At 64.8% G+C, this 16,105-nt stretch carries 8 protein-coding genes and 3 pseudogenes; 4 read left to right on the top strand and 7 right to left on the bottom strand.

Annotated elements, in window-relative coordinates:
- Positions 1 to 793: 793 nt before the first annotated feature.
- A pseudogene (locus K254_RS23830) lies at positions 794 to 1,844 on the bottom strand (IS110 family transposase).
- A gap of 341 nt (positions 1,845 to 2,185) precedes the next feature.
- Here K254_RS23830 and K254_RS0117005 point away from each other — a divergent pair.
- Together K254_RS0117005 and K254_RS23825 are read left to right on the top strand one after the other, a co-directional pair.
- A complete protein-coding gene (locus K254_RS0117005; RefSeq protein ID WP_155848607.1) occupies positions 2,186 to 2,482 on the top strand; it encodes an integrase core domain-containing protein in 297 nt (98 codons plus the stop codon).
- 1,042 nt (positions 2,483 to 3,524) lie between these two features.
- Positions 3,525 to 4,040 carry a hypothetical protein gene (locus K254_RS23825; RefSeq protein WP_026556380.1) on the top strand — a complete coding sequence of 172 codons (516 nt, stop codon included), beginning with the start codon at positions 3,525 to 3,527 and terminating at the stop codon, positions 4,038 to 4,040.
- A gap of 1,602 nt (positions 4,041 to 5,642) precedes the next feature.
- Here the strand turns inward: K254_RS23825 and K254_RS25475 are convergent.
- Positions 5,643 to 6,279 (bottom strand): annotated as a pseudogene (locus K254_RS25475) (transposase); the annotation flags it as partial.
- A gap of 513 nt (positions 6,280 to 6,792) precedes the next feature.
- On the opposite strand from K254_RS25475, the pseudogene K254_RS23815 reads away from it, so the two are divergent.
- Positions 6,793 to 7,738 (top strand): annotated as a pseudogene (locus tag K254_RS23815) (transposase).
- A 983-nt stretch (positions 7,739 to 8,721) separates the two neighbouring features.
- The gene (locus K254_RS0116970) at positions 8,722 to 10,818 is read left to right on the top strand and encodes a PhoX family protein (RefSeq protein WP_026556375.1); all 2,097 of its coding nucleotides are present in this window, start codon (positions 8,722 to 8,724) and stop codon (positions 10,816 to 10,818) included.
- An 88-nt stretch (positions 10,819 to 10,906) separates the two neighbouring features.
- On the opposite strand, the gene K254_RS0116965 is transcribed toward K254_RS0116970, so the two are convergent.
- The 5 genes from K254_RS0116965 to murJ form a co-directional block, all read right to left on the bottom strand.
- Complete coding sequence (locus K254_RS0116965; protein WP_155848585.1) at positions 10,907 to 11,179, bottom strand: WXG100 family type VII secretion target; 273 nt, start codon at positions 11,177 to 11,179, stop codon at positions 10,907 to 10,909.
- Between the two features lie 217 nt (positions 11,180 to 11,396).
- Positions 11,397 to 11,723, bottom strand: coding sequence for a thioredoxin (trxA, locus tag K254_RS0116960; protein ID WP_026556374.1), 327 nt, complete (start codon positions 11,721 to 11,723; stop codon positions 11,397 to 11,399).
- A 17-nt stretch (positions 11,724 to 11,740) separates the two neighbouring features.
- Positions 11,741 to 12,691 carry a thioredoxin-disulfide reductase gene (gene trxB / locus K254_RS0116955; protein WP_026556373.1) on the bottom strand — a complete coding sequence of 317 codons (951 nt, stop codon included), beginning with the start codon at positions 12,689 to 12,691 and terminating at the stop codon, positions 11,741 to 11,743.
- Between the two features lie 130 nt (positions 12,692 to 12,821).
- The gene (locus K254_RS0116950; protein ID WP_035750283.1) at positions 12,822 to 14,276 is read right to left on the bottom strand and encodes a hypothetical protein; all 1,455 of its coding nucleotides are present in this window, start codon (positions 14,274 to 14,276) and stop codon (positions 12,822 to 12,824) included.
- Between the two features lie 84 nt (positions 14,277 to 14,360).
- Positions 14,361 to 16,070, bottom strand: a complete 1,710-nt coding sequence (gene murJ / locus K254_RS23810; protein WP_196810991.1) for a murein biosynthesis integral membrane protein MurJ — start codon at positions 16,068 to 16,070, stop codon at positions 14,361 to 14,363.
- Positions 16,071 to 16,105 lie beyond the last annotated feature (35 nt).

Raw genomic sequence — 16,105 nt, 5'->3', positions numbered from 1 at the left:
CGCAAGGGCTCCCGATGGATTTCGATTTCGGATTTGAACTCCCACCAGCCGGCCACTTCGCTGATCGTCGCGGGCGGGAGCTTGGTGCGGCGCGCATGAACAGGTGCCCCGGCATGATGTTGTTTCACGTGAAACATTTGGCAAGCGCGGTCTCTTTCGTGGCATGAAGATCCGCGGCGGCCAGTATCTAGAGCGGCAAAGAAGTACTGGCGATAGTGGCTGCCGGTGGGCAGGCTGCTGGTCAGGGATGTGTAGTGGCGAGTCCGTGTGGATGCTCTTCGGGACTGCAGCAACCTGACTACCGGTCGGCGCTGAGCGGCAGTTCTGATTGGCCCGGGCGGCGTCTGGAATCAACCAGCTGGTTGTCGCCACATCCGATTTGAGCGGACGGGTCACGGCGGGGGATCTGGTGAGCCTGTCTTGAGCTGTTGAATCCTGGCGCCTCCGCCGCGCCCAGCCCCCACCGGGCCCCGTGTGATCTCAAGGATCCCACGCCCCGCCAAACGCCACTAGCCCCGCAGGGGGCCACTGAGGACGCCTGCGGGGCCGGTGGAGGAGTGGTGGCCACTGCTGCGAGTCCCGGGTCGCCGCCAGGCCGTCGTGTAGGGACTTAGGCGATGAAACGGGTGTGCATGACGAGCCAACGCGCCTCGCTCAAGCCTGCGTTGACCTGTGCAAGTAGGAGTTCCACTGAATGTTTCACGTGAAACCGCGTGGCCGGATGCCCGGCCGGAGCTGTCAGGCTTGGTGCTGGTGCTGGTGTCGATGCCGACCGACCCTTCTATGGGTTGAGTCAAGGCATGATGGCGTTGATTTTGCGGTAGAGCTGCCGGGCGATGGTGCGTTTGAGGCAGCGGCGGATCTCGCGGCGGGTCTTCCCTTCCTGGGTCCGTCGTGCGACATAGTCCCGCGTGTTGGGGTCGAAACTCATGCGGCTTCGGGTGATGGTGTCCAGGGCCTGGTTCAGTTGCCGGTCCCCATGCCGGTTGAGCCGGTGCCGGACGGTTGTGCCTCAAGGACGCCGGGATCGGATTGACGCCCGCGAGGGCGGCGAATGCTGCCTCGGAACGGATCCTTCCATGATGTGAGTAGGCGGTGAGGATCACCGCGGACGTCACCGGCCCAACCCCTGGCACGTCCAGGAGGCCCGGTGCCATGTCCGCCACGATCTCCGCCAGGGCGGTCTTGTTGTCCTCCAGTTCGGCGGTGAAGTGAACGACGGCCAGGGCCAGGCGCCGTGCCTCGGCCCGGGCCACCGCGTCGGCCCGGTCGCCGTGGGCCCGCTGGCGCCAGGCGCTGATGGTGCGGATTTGGGTGTCGGTGAGTGCCTTGCGGGCATCGATGCCCACGGCGGTGGTCCGGGCCAGGGCGGTGAGTGCCAGGCGGTCGGCTGTGCGCTGGCTGTCCGTGCTGCGCCTGGCGTTCAGTAGGATCCGCAGGGCGTTGTGGTCACCGTCGGCACGGGGCCGGAGCAGTGAGAGGACATCGATTCCCAGGACGGTTTGTGCGGCGGCAGCCGCATCGATGGCATCGGATTTCCCCTTGCCCCGTGGGGATTTCCTTCGCGGGGGCCGCACGTCACAGACATCGGTTCCGGCGCCCAGCAGGGTCCGGGTCAGGCCGGCCCCGTAGGAGCTGGCGCCTTCAATGGAAACCAGGGCCTTCCCGTTGACTGTCCGGCGGTCCATCCACGCCATGGCGCGGGCGATGTCCGGCGGGCTGGTCGGAAAAGTTGCCGTCTCGGTGATCTGGCCGGTCGCCGAGGACAGGATGGCGTAGGTGTGGGTCCTGGCATGGGTGTCCACGCCGATGATGTGCACGTACTTTTCGGCCACGATGGTCATTTCGGGTTCTCCTTTCCCATGGGCTGGTGGAAGCGCCAATCCGGGAGTGAGTCACGCCGAGACAGTTCTCTAACGAGTCACGGCCTGTCGGCTTCGGCGGGCTGGACGACCTTCTATCAAGCCATCGGAGTGGGCCAGACCGGTGCGCCTCCGGCCGGGCGGACGGGTTGGTTGTAGGACACTGCCATCGGCAGGTCAGAAAATAGGCGAGTCACACCCGGCCGGAGTAGCACCAGCCGGCCCCGGGCCAGCCATTAACCATTAGAGAAAATGGAGCCAGAACTGCCATCTGAAAACAGAGCCACCCGACACCGTTGAAGGTGATTGCCCTGGATGTTTGGGTGGTTGACCGCAACCGGTTTGCGAAGGAGAAGATCCCCAAGCGGGAGCTGGCTAAGCAGCTGGGCGTATGGAGGGGGACTGTGGACCGGGCCCTGGCCGCCGAGATCAAGCTGCTGCCGCCCAGGGATCCGGAGTCCAAGAGTATGGTGGAGCGGATTAACCGGTCCTTCCGCCGCGGATTCATGTCCGGGTGCAACTTCGCCGACCGGCCCGACGTCAACGACCAACTCGACACCCGGCTGTCGCGGGCCAACTACGTGCGCGTGCATTCCAACGGATACTCCGTGGACCCGTGAATGATCGGGCGGATCGCGTAGGTTACCGCGGACCGCTCCCTGATCGCGCACCTGGCCGCGGCCCAAACCCGCGGACTGTTGGCCGCCGAGCTGGTCCAACATGCTCGGCAACGTCACCATCGCCTGAGCGATGATCGACAGGATCACCCACCACACCGGGGTGATCGACGGCGGGGAAAGTGAGCCGGTGGCGCGTGGCAATGTGCCGGATAGCCATTCGCACGCGGTAGAGGCAGGACGACTGATGAGTCCCACCCCGACTCCATCACCCTGATGGATATGGAGTCCGGGCGGTTGTTTGGATGGGCTGGCGGTGGCACCGGAACCCTGCGATGTTTCACGTGAAACAGGACCATGCCAACTGCTCAGCTCGACGCCTGCCTGCCACTCTCGTCCGCACGTCGATGTAGACATGGGCGCGCCATGCACGCACTAACCAGGCATATGGGTTGCAGGCCGGAAGTGCCACTGGCGGGCGCGTCCCGCCTCACGAAAGCGCGTTATGGATCTGCTCCCAGCCGGTTCCGGGGGAGCATCCATCCAGCATGGCGGTACTGGCAGTGCGTTCGAGTTTCCATTGAAGCGACTCAGTGACCATTAGAAATGCGGCGCACAGATCAAGGATCACTCATCACTACTCGCGAGAGGCGGGCAGTGGTCTACTTGGATACACAGTCGGTGGGTTCGATGAATCATCATTCTTCACGAACGGGAACCCCTAGCCGAAGGTATATTCGATGGGGTCGGCTTTGCCGCCTCAATGGTGGCCACCGTCGAAGTCGCTGCCGCAACCACGATCCGGAGCTGGAACCTGTGCCGACCAGCAGATGTCCTCCCGGCTTCAGAACTTGGCACGATCGATGAGTACCCGCGGGTGTCCTGGGGAACATCTTCAATGAAAGCCACTCGGTACTGCCCGGACATTGATTACCCTCTAGATGATTGATTCCAAGGGATCCCGACTGTCTGTCGTGCCTTTACGCATGATGCAAGGGTGCCCAACATCGGCGGTATACATCCACCGTCGAACTTGGAGGCTCCTGTGGACACCGACCTGGACACCCTGGCAACGGCATTCTGTCCCGACGCCGACGACCTGTTGATGGCCCATCCGGAACGGATTCCCTACCGGCCCAGGATCGGCATCAGCCCGACGATCACCGATATCGAACCCATGACGCTGGTGCTGATGCAGGCCCCTCTCGGCTGCACCTCCGAGGCGGGGTGGCTGCGGTACGCGCACGCGTCCCGGCGCCCGATGTTCGGCGTACCTGCCGGGCCAATCCGGCTACAACAAGCGCCTGCGCCCGCCCCAAGGATACGGTCCGCCGCTCGTAGCTGGAGGGGTGGGCCGAGCACGAGTACTGCGCTTGTATCTGGTCCCACCGTGCACGGGCTGCCGGTCGGATACGCCCTGACCGGGGCCACCGCCGATGAACGCCAGACGTTCCTGGACATCCTCGCCGGCACCCCGGCCATGCCTCGGGCGCTGGCCGACGGACCCCGGCGGCGGTCTGGCACAACGATCAGACCGGGCAGGCCGTCCGCCGCCCACTGACCGCCTACGACCACTGACCCCTTGGAACTACTCATCTAGCCGCTCCCATCCCAGCTGGGTGGGAGAAAACATATGAGTCTGGGGTGCCTGGAGGGGTGGCGTCCAGCGCGCCAAGGTCTCCCTGTCGCACCGTAGGGCAAACCCTGCGGGTCGGACGCAACGCTTCACGGGGAGCACTTGTCGTGAAGCGTCGCCATAGTAGTGCTGGGCACCAGAGTGATGCCGTTGCTCGTGGCCGGTGACGGCACCATCACCCAGGGTACGTACCCTGGTCACAAGGTACCCAACGGCGGCTACACCGTTCTCGAACTTCCATCGCGTGAGGCGGCAGTCGAGTGGGCCGCGAAAATCGCCATCGCCTGCCACTGCTCGCAAGAGGTCCGGCAATTCCACTGCGACCCGGCCAGCTGACCGGGGCAACGTCGGTCAGAGGCGGATAAGGGCCGTGCGCCCAAAATGAAGGGGTGTGGCGGGGCGTTGGGCGGGTGGCGAGAATGGTGGGACGTCTCTGAACCGTTCGTCGATTGGACCCTGTCTGTGCCCCACTGCATGTCAGCAGCTGGCTCGGCAATCCCGAGATGGGTTCGGCGCTGTCGGTAATGCGCACCTCATACGAGAGCCTGTCCGAGTTGTGTCTGCCAGTGCAAGACGAACGGATTGGAAGCAGGCCGTCGCGTTGCCGGGCATTGACGCGGTGACTAGCCCAGCGCCGTCGACTGTGAAGTGCCGTTTCCTCCTAAATGCGCGACTGGTTCGTTTGCGGGAATCTGGTGCCCCTTGGTCGACGCAGCTGTGGCGGCCACGAGGCCGGATCCAGTCTGGGACTGACCCGGATGATCCGTTGAGTCCAGCGACGAATCTGAGGGTGGCAATGCGGAGCGGGTGGATCCCACACCACGGCATGCCGCCTCAGCGTGATGACTACCCGACCGCCCAAATGTTTCACGTGAAACTGAACGGGGCTCGGACTCCGAACTGATGTGCGCAGGTATCAAGGTTTCTTGGACTCGTGACCCGGGTTGGGGGGGGTCTGTTATGGAACAGCCGGCCGCTTGTTCGGGTGCAGCTGACTGGCCTTGCCTGCGGAGATGATGTCGTTACGAGAGAGCAGGCACCAGGCGGCTGCCGACCCGGCAATTGTTCCTAAGACTGCTTGGTTCCGGGACGGCAGCCTTGGGCACATGGGGTAGGAGCAAGTCGATGGGCAACGTCCAAGTGCAAGAATGCAGCAGTGCCACCCAAAGCGTCCTGGCGAACGGTGGAGCCATTTCACCTTGAAGACTGCGCTGGTTGGTCCAGCGAATCCATTGCAGATGTGCCCCCGGATCTGTTGGGGTGGTTGGTTCAACTGGGGACCTGCTCCGCGGATCCGGCGCCGGAGCGCTGTTGATGGGCGGGCATATCCTTGGCGGCCGTCGTTGCTGACCGCTGACGTGGCTGGGAATCGATGCACAGGATGGACAGGCCGGTGTCGATGTGGGCGGGTGTCCTTATGTTTTTCGTCAAGGGGCTGGGCGGGTCTTCTTGCCAGGTGGTGGTGGGTCGTTTTGGGCAGGGGCCAGTAGCTGGTGGCGCATGCCGGCCAGCTGGTGCCTTGGGTGGCTAGACGGTTTTCGGAGTCGGGGCTTCGTAAAAGGTGCCGTCGCGGAGCATCGCGAACAGGACGAAAGCAGCGGCGGCGGGCCAGGGCGATCAGGGCTTGGTTGTGCCGTTTGCCTTCGGCCCGTTTCCGGTCGTAATACGCCCGCGAGAGCGGGTCCTTCAGCGCGGCGAACGCGGAGAGGAAGAAGGCCCGTTTGGGGTTCTTGTTGCCCTTCTTGGCCGGGTGATCGCCACGGATCGAGGTCCCGGACGGCCAGGTTACCGGCGCCAGCCCGGCATAGGAAGCCAGATGTCCGGCAGTCTTGAATTCCTTGCCCGCAACTTCGGTGATGATGCGCGCTTCCGTCCTGACCCTGACCGCCGGAATGGAGGTCAGGACGGTGGGAAGAGGGTGGGCCTCGACAACCGCCTCAACCTGGGTGAGAATCTCGGTCCGGGATGCGCGGAGCTGCTTGAGCATGCCCGCCAGCTGCGGCAGGACAATGACCGCTTCGCCGGTGCCGGCGACCACGATGGTCTGCTCACCCAAGGCCGTGAAGATGTCTGCGGCCCAGCCTTTCCCGGCCCTGGGCGCATACCGTGGCAAGAGGGCTGTGACCCTGGTTTGGCCAGCCTTGCGCAGCGCCTTTGGTGTCGGTTATTTGGCGACGGAGGCGATGATGGCCCGGGGTTTTGCCTCGTCCTGGGCAGTGCCCCGTCGAGGAGCTTCTTCCCTGCCCGGTCGATGGCGACCGCATGGTGGTTGCTTTTGCCGACGTCAACACCGATGAAGATGCCGACGTGTTCATGGTCCGTGATCACCGCAAACCTCCCGGAATTTGTGTCCTTCAATTCTGTTGGCATGTCCTGCGGCGGCAAGGCCCGGCATCCACATTACGGCTGCCCTGCGCTGTGGTTCATGACGCTGGTCCGGTCCCCATTAGCGATCCCTCGGCTCCCTGTGTGGGCCTTGGATCTGAATTGTCCGGCCATGGGGATGTCGGTCGGCGCCTTCCCGGCCCACACCGATGGCTTGATCAGAAGACTGCCCAGCCCCGTGGGGGCTGTGGCCCATCACAGGAATGCCTCGGCGTGGCTTTCAGCCGGGCAGACGACGGCCGCACCGCGGCCGGGAGAGCATCTGCCCATTTATAAGGAAGGACCCCAGGCGATGACCACTGTTGCACACTCATACCCGTTCGTCATCGGCGTGGACACCCACGCCCGCACACACACCTATGCCGTGCTCGCCGCCAACGGCGAGCACCTGGGAACCGAAGCCTTCCCCAACTCCCACGCGGGCAGGGCCCGCGCGATCGGCTGGGCAGCCCGCCGCACGGGCGGCGACCTTGGATCTATCTGGATCATCGAGGGAGCCGGCAGCTACGGGGCCCTGCTCGCTGGCACCGTCGCACTGGCCGCCCTGCGCGTCCTTGTGGCCGCGAGGGGGGGCAGATGACGGTCGAACGCACCGCGAAGGTCAACGCACTCACCGCCCTGCTCCGCAGCGTGGACCTCGGCGTTGACGCCCGCAGGCCCCTCACAGACGCCCAGATCACCGAGTCCTCCCTCTGGCGCGCCCGGGACGAGGCCCTCGCCGCCGCGACAGCCCGGGCGGAGGCGGTCCGGCTCGCCAAGCGCATCACCATTCTCGATGCCGAGCTCAAGGAAAACCAGAGCCGCACATCGGAGCTCCTCGAGGCCACAGCCCCGCCGCGGCCCTGCTGGAGGAAACCGGGATCGGCCCGGTCACCGCCGCCGTGGTCTACACGGCTTGGTCGCATCTGGGCAGGGTTCGTTCCGAGGCCGCGTTCGCCGCTCTCGCCGGGGTGAGCCCCATCCCCGCATCGTCTGGGAACACCGTGCGGCACCGGCTCAACCGGGGCGGCGACAGGCACCTGAACAGCGCCCTGCACATGGCCACCGTCGTCAGAATGGTCCACGACCCCGCAACCTGTGCCTACGCCGAGCGTCGGAAGGCCGAAGGCAAGACCCCGCGCGAGATCCGCCGCTGCCTCAAGCGATACCTCGCCCGCCACCTCTACCGCACTCCACGCCAACGACAGCACGATCCCAAAGGGGGCTTGCCAGATATAGAAGATTCGGATCATCAATGACTGGGGGGCACTAATCATGCAAGGAACGACAGGCCGGCACCCCCAATCATTACTCGATCGAGGGGCTATGAAAAAGGCAACTGGGTACTTCTCTTTTCGCGACCAGTGCCTGTGCCAAGAGCCACCGCGACGTTCAAGCCAGACGTGCCGGTGCCCCCGCAACTGAGGCGGCCCGGAGATGCTTCCTTGCCGGTCTTGCCATCCACACATGGATGGGGTCCCGCCATCATTCCCGCCGCTCGCACCGAGATCATCGGAGCGATGGCGGCGAAGCTGCCGACATCGGGCGGCAACACTGGCCCGCCCACGACGTGGCAAAGGTAAGGACCGTCAGGACGACGAACATGCAGCCGACGGCCCAGACGAAGTTCCGCTGCATCAAAGCACCGATCGGCTCGGCGAGGTTGACCCCCATGTCGCGGGCGAAGCCCTCGATGGTCCCGTCCGCCGCTTGCGCATGGAACTTGAGTGTGCGCCCGCAGCCTTCCATTGTGGAGCATCGAACTCCCCGAACCGGAGGCCCGCCAGACGACCACCTGTGTGGGGCCCGCGGCACCCGATACGGTGGGCGCCGTCGTCGACCACAACGACATGGACACCGAAGGGGAGGAGGGCCTCCACTCGATCGATGCTGCTGCGGGACTGCATATGGTCTGGCGGCTTGGCGACTGTGCGATTGCCTTGGCCGCGATTGATGGACCATGCGGCAACGTCATCGGGCGTCCTGTTCGCGGTTTGTGTTTCACGTGAAACACGTCGCCCGGGCATTGCCGTCGACGAGGGATAGGGGTGTGGTGGACCCGGATCTCCGTGATGGGGGCACTATGGCGCCCGGGACGACGGTGCGCAGACAGCCACGACGCACCACCCCGCTGCGGGAAACCATGTTCACCGTGCGTTCAACTGGGCCATGCTCTGCCGCCTCCTTGCCTTGGCAAAGTTGAAACACATCCCCCACTGCGTCACCGATGAAGGGTTCCACCATGAACGACTTGAAGAAGCTGCTGCCCATGTTGGGGCACACCAAGGGCAAGCGCAGCGCTGTCACCTGCAGTCTGAAATGCGACAACGCCTGTGCCAAGGCCGTCTGCAACACATCCAGCAACAGCTACTTCCGGGACATTGTGTCCGCTGAGTTCTCCCGTCGCACGGCGCTCGGTGCCGGCGCGGCAGGCATCCTCGGTGCCGCCGCCGTCGCCTTTAGCGGCCCCACCCCGGCCAACGCCCTGGCCGGCCAGAACACCAACCCCAACAACGGAAAGGGAAACGGCAAGAGCCTTCTGCCCTTCAGTCCCATCAAGCCCGTCGATGCAGCTGTCGACACCTTTGACGTCGCGGACGGTTACGACTGGTCGCCGATCATCCGCTGGGGCGACCCGCTGTTCACTAATTCCCCGGACTTCGATTTTGCCCAGCAGAGCGCCGCCGCCCAGGCCATGCAGTTCGGCTACAACAACGACTACACGGAAATCCTCCGCCAGCCCAATGGCAAGAAGGGTCTGCTGATCTGCAACCACGAATACGTGAACCCGCAGATCATGTTCCCCGCCGCGCCGGCGACGGCGGCTGAGGAGGCGGCCCGCCGCAACATCTTCCGCAACGCCGTGGGCATGAGCGTCGTCGAGCTCACCCGTGATGCCAAGGGCCAGCCGTGGGACTACGTCCGCGGAGGCAAGCTGAACCGCCGCATCACGATGGACACCAAGTTCGAGTTCACGGGTCCGCTGGCCGGCTCGGACCTGCTCAAGACCAAGGGCGACCCCACAGGACGCTTTGTTCTGGGAACCCTGGGCAACTGCTCGGGCGGCTCAACACCGTGGGGGACCATCCTCTCCGGCGAAGAGAACTTCAATGGCTTCTTCCGCACCAACGGCACCTCCACCGAGGACCGCCGCTACGGCTTGGAAAACAAGGCCACGGCCATGGCCTGGGAGAAGGAGGATCCGCGCTTTGATGCCCGCGGTGAGGATTACCGCAATGAGCCCAACCGCTTTGGCTACATTGTCGAGATCGACCCGGAGGACCCCACTTCGGTGCCGAAGAAGCACACCAGCCTCGGCCGCTTCAAGCACGAGGGCGCCAACGTCATCATCGCCGACAATGGCAAGGTGGTGGCCTACTCCGGCGACGACGAGCGTTTCGACTACCTGTACAAGTTCGTCTCCAAGGCGAAATACAAGAAGAACGACAAGGCGCACAACATGACCCTGTTGTCCGAGGGTGATCTGTTCGTGGCCAAGTTCACCGGCACCTCCGCCGGCGAGATCGACGGCAGCGGCGCCGTCCCCGCCGATGGAAAATTCGACGGCGCCGGACAGTGGCTGCCGCTGGTGGTCAACGGCAAGAGCGCCATTGCCGGCATGGGTATCGAGGAGGTTCTGGTCCACACGCGCCTGGCCGCAGACAAGGCCGGAGCCACCAAGATGGACCGCTGCGAGGACGTCCAGCCGAGCCTGCAGACGGGCAAGGTGTACGTCGCCTGCACGAACAACTCCAACCGCGGCGTTGGCAGCAACGCTCCCGCCGACGAGACGAACCCCCGCTCGCAAAACCGCGACGGCCACATTGTCGAGATCACCGAGAGCCGCGGAGACCAGACGGCCACCACCTTTGCGTGGAACCTGTTGATGTTGTGCGGCGATCCCGCCCAGGGCGATGCCACCTACTTCAGCGGCTTCCCGGTGGAGGACGTCAGCCCGATTTCCTGCCCGGACAATCTCGCCTTCGACACCGAGGGCAATCTGTGGATCTCCACCGACGGCGCCCCCTCCGGCATCGGCTACAACGATGGCCTCTTCAAGGTGGGGCTGGAGGGAAGCAACCGCGGCAACGTTGAGCAGTTCCTCTCCGTGCCCCGCAACGCTGAAACCTGCGGGCCGATTGTGCACGATGACGATTCCATGGTCTATGTGGCGGTGCAGCACCCGGGTGAGGAAGGCAGCTACAACCAGCTGAACTCGCTCTTCCCGGACTATGTGGCAGCGGGCGCCCAGCCGGCCCCGGGCGACGTCAGGGCGCCGCGCCCCACCATCGTCCAGGTCTTCCGCGAGGACCAGGGCAAGGGCCGCAAGAACGGCTGACCCTAACGCACCAAGGCCCGCGGAACCGGATGGTTCCGCGGGCCTTGTGCGTGCCGTGCGTGCCGCCCCGTGGGGGCGCCGGTTGGGGCTAGTGCGAGGAGGTGCGCTCCTGCTCTTCCTTCTGGCGCTTGACGGTGTTCTTGACCTCTTCGAGCTGCGCGGCGATCTGCTTCAGGCCGCGCTTGTGGTCCGGCCACTGGGAGTGCTTGAAGTTGTTGGCGTCCTGGCCCTCCCAGCGCACGCTCTGGGCCTTGGAGTCCAGGGTGTTGGTGAGGTTGTGGATCTCGTTCACGGCGTGGTCCAGCTTGCCCATGAGGTCGGCCATGTCTGCGGGATCGTTGCCGATGATGCCATTTGCCATGATGTTCACCCTTCAAAGTGTGTGCGGCCGGGAGGTCCGGTGCGGTTGCTGTCCAACCGGTTTCTCCGGTTGATCGACTAACTAGAACCTATCGGAATCCCGGCGGATGCGTCGATGGGCAGCGCTCCCCATGGAGCACTGCCCATCAACACGGCAACCGGGCAGCAAAAAGCCGGTGCAGCCCACTGGGCTGCACCGGCCTCTTGCTGAAGACGGATTACTGCAGGAAGTCTGCGAATTCCTTCTCGAAGAACTGCTTGGGCTTGGCGCCGATGACGGTGCTCTTCACCTCGCCGCCCTGGAACAGGTACACGGCCGGGATGGACGTGATGCCGAACTGTGCAGCGATGGCGGGGTTGGCGTCAACGTCCACCTTGATGACATCCACCTTGTCGGCGTAGTCGACGGAGATCTCGTCCAGGATGGGGCCGAGCTTGCGGCACGGGCCGCACCACTCCGCCCAGAAGTCCACAATGACCGGCTTGTCGGCGGCCAGGACATCGGTGGCGAAGGAGGCGTCGGTTGCGCTCTTGGCGTTGCTCATATGTTCTTCTCTTTCTACTACTGGCCGGCCAGGTAGTGCTCCACGTCCAGCGCGGCTACACAGCCCGAGCCGGAGGCGGTGATGGCCTGGCGGTAGGTGGGGTCGATGACATCGCCGGCGGCGAAGACACCGGGGATGGTGGTCTTGGAGGTGCGGCCGTCGACGGCGATGGTGCCCTCGGCGGTCAGTTCGAGCTGGTCCTTGACCAGTTCAATGCGGGGATCGTTGCCGATGGCGACGAAGACGCCGGTGACGGGCAGTTCGCTCTTGACGCCGGTGACCAGGTTGTTCAGTCGCAGACCGGTCGCCTTGGCCTCGCCGTCGATGCCGATGACTTCGGTGTTCCACACGAAGGAGATCTTCGGGTGGTTCAGGGCGCGGTCCTGCATGATCTTGGAGGCACGCAGGGTGTCGCGGCGGTGGACCACCGTGACGCTGCGGGCAAACTTCGTCAGGAAGATGGCCTCTTCCATGGCGGAGTCGCCGCCGCCGATGACGGCGATGTCCTGGTCCTTGAAGAAGAAACCGTCGCAGGTGGCACACCAGCTGACGCCGTGGCCGGAGAGGCGCTTCTCATCGGCCAGACCGAGCTCGCGGTAGGCGGAGCCGGTGGAGATGATGACGGTGCGTGCCTTGAACACCTGGCCGTCGGCCAGGGTGACCGTCTTGATCTCGCCGGACAGCTCAACGGAAGCGACGTCGTCGTACATGACCTCGGTGCCGAAGCGCTCGGCCTGCTTGCCGAAGTTCTCCATGAGGTCCGGGCCCATGATGCCCTCGGGGAAGCCCGGGTAGTTTTCCACATCAGTGGTGTTCATCAGCTCGCCACCGGCGGTCACCGAGCCGGCGATCATCAGCGGGTTCAGATTGGCGCGGGCGGTGTAGATCGCTGCAGTGTAGCCGGCGGGGCCGGAGCCAACGATGATGACATTGCGAACGTCACTGGCCGGTGTAGTTGTCTCGCTCACGGGTCAGAGAACCTCTTCTTTCATTGATGGGCCGTCCAAAAACAGGCTTGCCCCCTGCACAACGGCGCAGGGGGGCCCAATATTCCGCACGGATGGGAGTCTCCCCATCAGACTACCGGGAAAGAAGGAACTACTTGATGCCGATTTCGGCGATCTTGATGCTGTACGGGTAGGTGACGAACGGTGAGATCCGCGGCAGCTGGGTGAAGTTGATGATCACATACTGCGCCTTGGTGCCGGCCGGAGCCTTCAAGGTGAAGTCCGGGGCGCTGAAGCTGCCGGAGCCAATGGTGGTGGCGCCGTCCATGGTGGGGGCGGTGTTGGTGAGGACGTTGAACGCACCACCGGAGCCACCGATCTGGCTCAGCGTGATGGAGGAGATGTCCGACGGGGCCTTGAGCTCAACGATCAGGTTGATGCTGTCCGCGAGGCCGGCAAAGCTGTCGTTGGAGAATTCCAGCGTGGTCCAGAAGGTGCCCGGGTTCTGGTCGAACATCTGCGGGAGGCGGTAGTCGAACTGGTCGCCGACGGACGGCGCCTCGGGCATGTACCGCGTCACCTGGTTGATGACGGGCGGTACGGGCGCAGTGGCGCTGGGTGCGGCGGAGGATTCGCTGCCGCCACTGGTGGTGGTGCCCTGGGTCTGGCTCGGCTGGGGGGCTGCGGTGGGGCTGCTGCCAAAGAGCGAGCTGATGTTGGTGAGGGCGAAGATCAGTGCGGCGACGATCAGGATGGCCACGATGCCGCCGGTCAGCCAGCGTCCGCTGGTGCGCGGCGCGTTCTCGACGTCGTCGTCATCGTCATAGAAGTCGCTGGCCTCGCGCACGGGGGCGGGGAGGGTGGCGGCGGCGCGGGCCGTTTGGACCGGTGCTGCGGCACGGGGTGCCGGGGCAGGGGCAGCCTTCGCCGGAACGATGGCAGGCTCGGCTGCGTAGTCGTCCTGTTCGTAGTCCTCTTCCGTCCACAGGGACACCTTGGGCTTCTCAGCCGGGAGCGGTGTGTGCGGCACGGGGGCGGTTGCCTCGGGGCGGGCGGCGGCAGCTGCAGCGCCGGGGATGCTGGTGGGGGCCGTGGCGGGGCGCGAACGCGGCGGAGCCGGCGGAGCGGCGGGCAGCGGGGGCATGGACGGCCGTCCGAGGCCTGCGGCCGGTGCCGCCACCGGAGAGTCGTCTTCATAGACGTAGTCGTAGGCGCCCTGCGGACCGGGGGCGGCGGCACGGGGGGCGCCGAAGATTTCGGTGCCCAGGGTGTCGGTGAAGAAGGGCTCCACATACGGAGCGGTGGGCACCACGAGGTCCAGCAGCTCGGCCGCAGGAGTCTGGTTGGCAATCAGGTAGGTGGCGCCGTCGCTCTTGCCCAGGTCCAGAATGGAGACATTGGCCTGGCGTTCGCCGGTGGCCACCTCCCGGGCGCTTTGGGCAAGGTGGTCGGAGTTTTCCGGGGCGGCAAGCAGAATGCTGACCGGACGGTTGAGCACCTGGTCGATGCCATCCAGTACGACGTCGTGCTCTGCGGAAACCACCACATGGGCTGTTACCTTGTAGCGGCCGCCCAGCACGGAGCCCACGTCAACGGGTTGTGGCACCGGTTCCTCCTCATACTGCCCCAAAGCTTGTGAGGTGAAGCCCGCACAAGCCGTATTCGTTTCTGATCTTACGCGAACAGGAGTTTAGCGGCCCGGTGCCCGGCCGCGGAGCCTGCCCAAAATTGGGTTGAGCAGTTCATTGAGCTCCTGCACGCGCAGCAGCTTCAGCATCACGAAGTAGACGACGGCCATGAAGGCGCCCACCACGGCAAGGGTCACGGCAGCGTTCTCAATGGACTGCCAGGGGAAGCCGCCGTTGGTGAATCCACCCATCAGCCACAGGAGCCCGTCGCCGGCCACACCGGCCACCAAGGCCGCGAGCAGGAACCGCATGTGGGCCTTGAGGATCTGGCCGCCGCCGTAGTCGCCGATCTTTGCCTTGAGGAAGTAGTGGCTGATGACCACTGCCACGATGTCGGCCACGGTGTAGCAAAGGGCCAGCGCGTAGATGATCCACGACGGCGGAAGAAGCGCGGCAAGCAGGGCCGTGACGACGCCGAAGACCACCATGATGGTCTGGATGACAAAGGGCGTCTTGGCATTCTCGGCGGCATAGAACACCCGGTTGAGGATGAAGTTGATGCTCAGGAACGGGGAGCCCACGGCCAGGATGGCCAGCGTGATGGCCACCTGGCGCCCGGCAAATTCCTGCCCGCCGCTGAAGAGCATGCCAAACGGGCCGGCGAGGACCAGCAGCGCGACGGCGGCAAACACCGTGGCGGCACCGGTGGACCGCAGGGCGCGGGAGACAGCGGTGCGCACGCCTGCCGTGTCGTGGCTGGCGGCGGCGTGGGCCATTTGGGTGAACATCACCGTGGCAATCGAGAGCGCGATGACCGAGTGCGGCATGATGTACACCTCGCTGGCACGGGACAGCGCGTAGGAGCCGGGGATGCTGTTGGCGGCCGTGATTTCCCCGTCCGGCTGGGCGCCCGTGGCGATGGTGGCGATCTTGCCAATCAGCAGGAAGCTGAGGTTTCCCACGATCATGGTCGCCATGGACCAGGTGGCGATCCTGCCGGTGGCACCCAACCCGGTGCCGCGGAAGCCGAAGGTGGGCTTGAGCTTCAGGCCGAGCTTCTTGACCGGCCAGATGAGCACCAATGACTGGATGACGATGCCCAGCGTGGCGGTGCCGGCCAGCAGCAGTGTTTGTCCGGTGGTCCAGCTGTCGACGGTGATGTCGGCGTTCTTGGCAGTGCCGCTCACGGCGATGAACGCCAGCAGGCCGCCGATGGCGACGATGTTGTTGACCACCGGCGCCCAGGCATAGGCGGCAAAGGAATTGTGCGCGTTCAGGATCTGGCCCAGCAGCGCGTAGAGGCCGTAGAAGAAGATCTGCGGCAGCAGCAAGAGGGAGAAGGCGATGGCGATCCGCATCTGGCCCGGCGAGTAGCCCTGGGTCAGCAGCTGGGTCAAAGGCCCGGCGAGGGCCGTGACCAGGGCGGTGATCACCAGCAGGGCTATCAGCGCCAACGTCAGCAGCCGCGAGATGTAGTCGGCGCCGCGGTCCGGCAGTTTGGACGCCTTCACGATCTGCGGAATGAGGACCACATTGAAGACGCCGCCGGCCAGCATCAGGTAGATGATGTTGGGCACCTGGTTGGCGGACTCGAAGATGTTGGCCACGACGGTGCCGCCGACTGCCACACCCAGGATGATGCCCTTGAGGAACCCCAGGATGCGCGAGGCGAGCGTGCCCACGGCCATGACGGCGCTGGACCGGGCCGCCCGCTGGGGCGAATGGTCCTGTGGAGCCTCTTCGGGCGTGCGTGTATCAGTCTGATTAGCCATCGTCCCCATCTTCTCACTTGGGGCGCGGGCCGGGA

Origin of the sequence: Arthrobacter sp. 35W, assembly GCF_000482545.1 — a bacterium.
Classification (GTDB): Bacteria; Actinomycetota; Actinomycetes; order Actinomycetales; family Micrococcaceae; genus Specibacter.
Note: the sequence above shows the minus strand (reverse complement) of the source record. Positions and strands in the feature narration are given on the sequence as shown.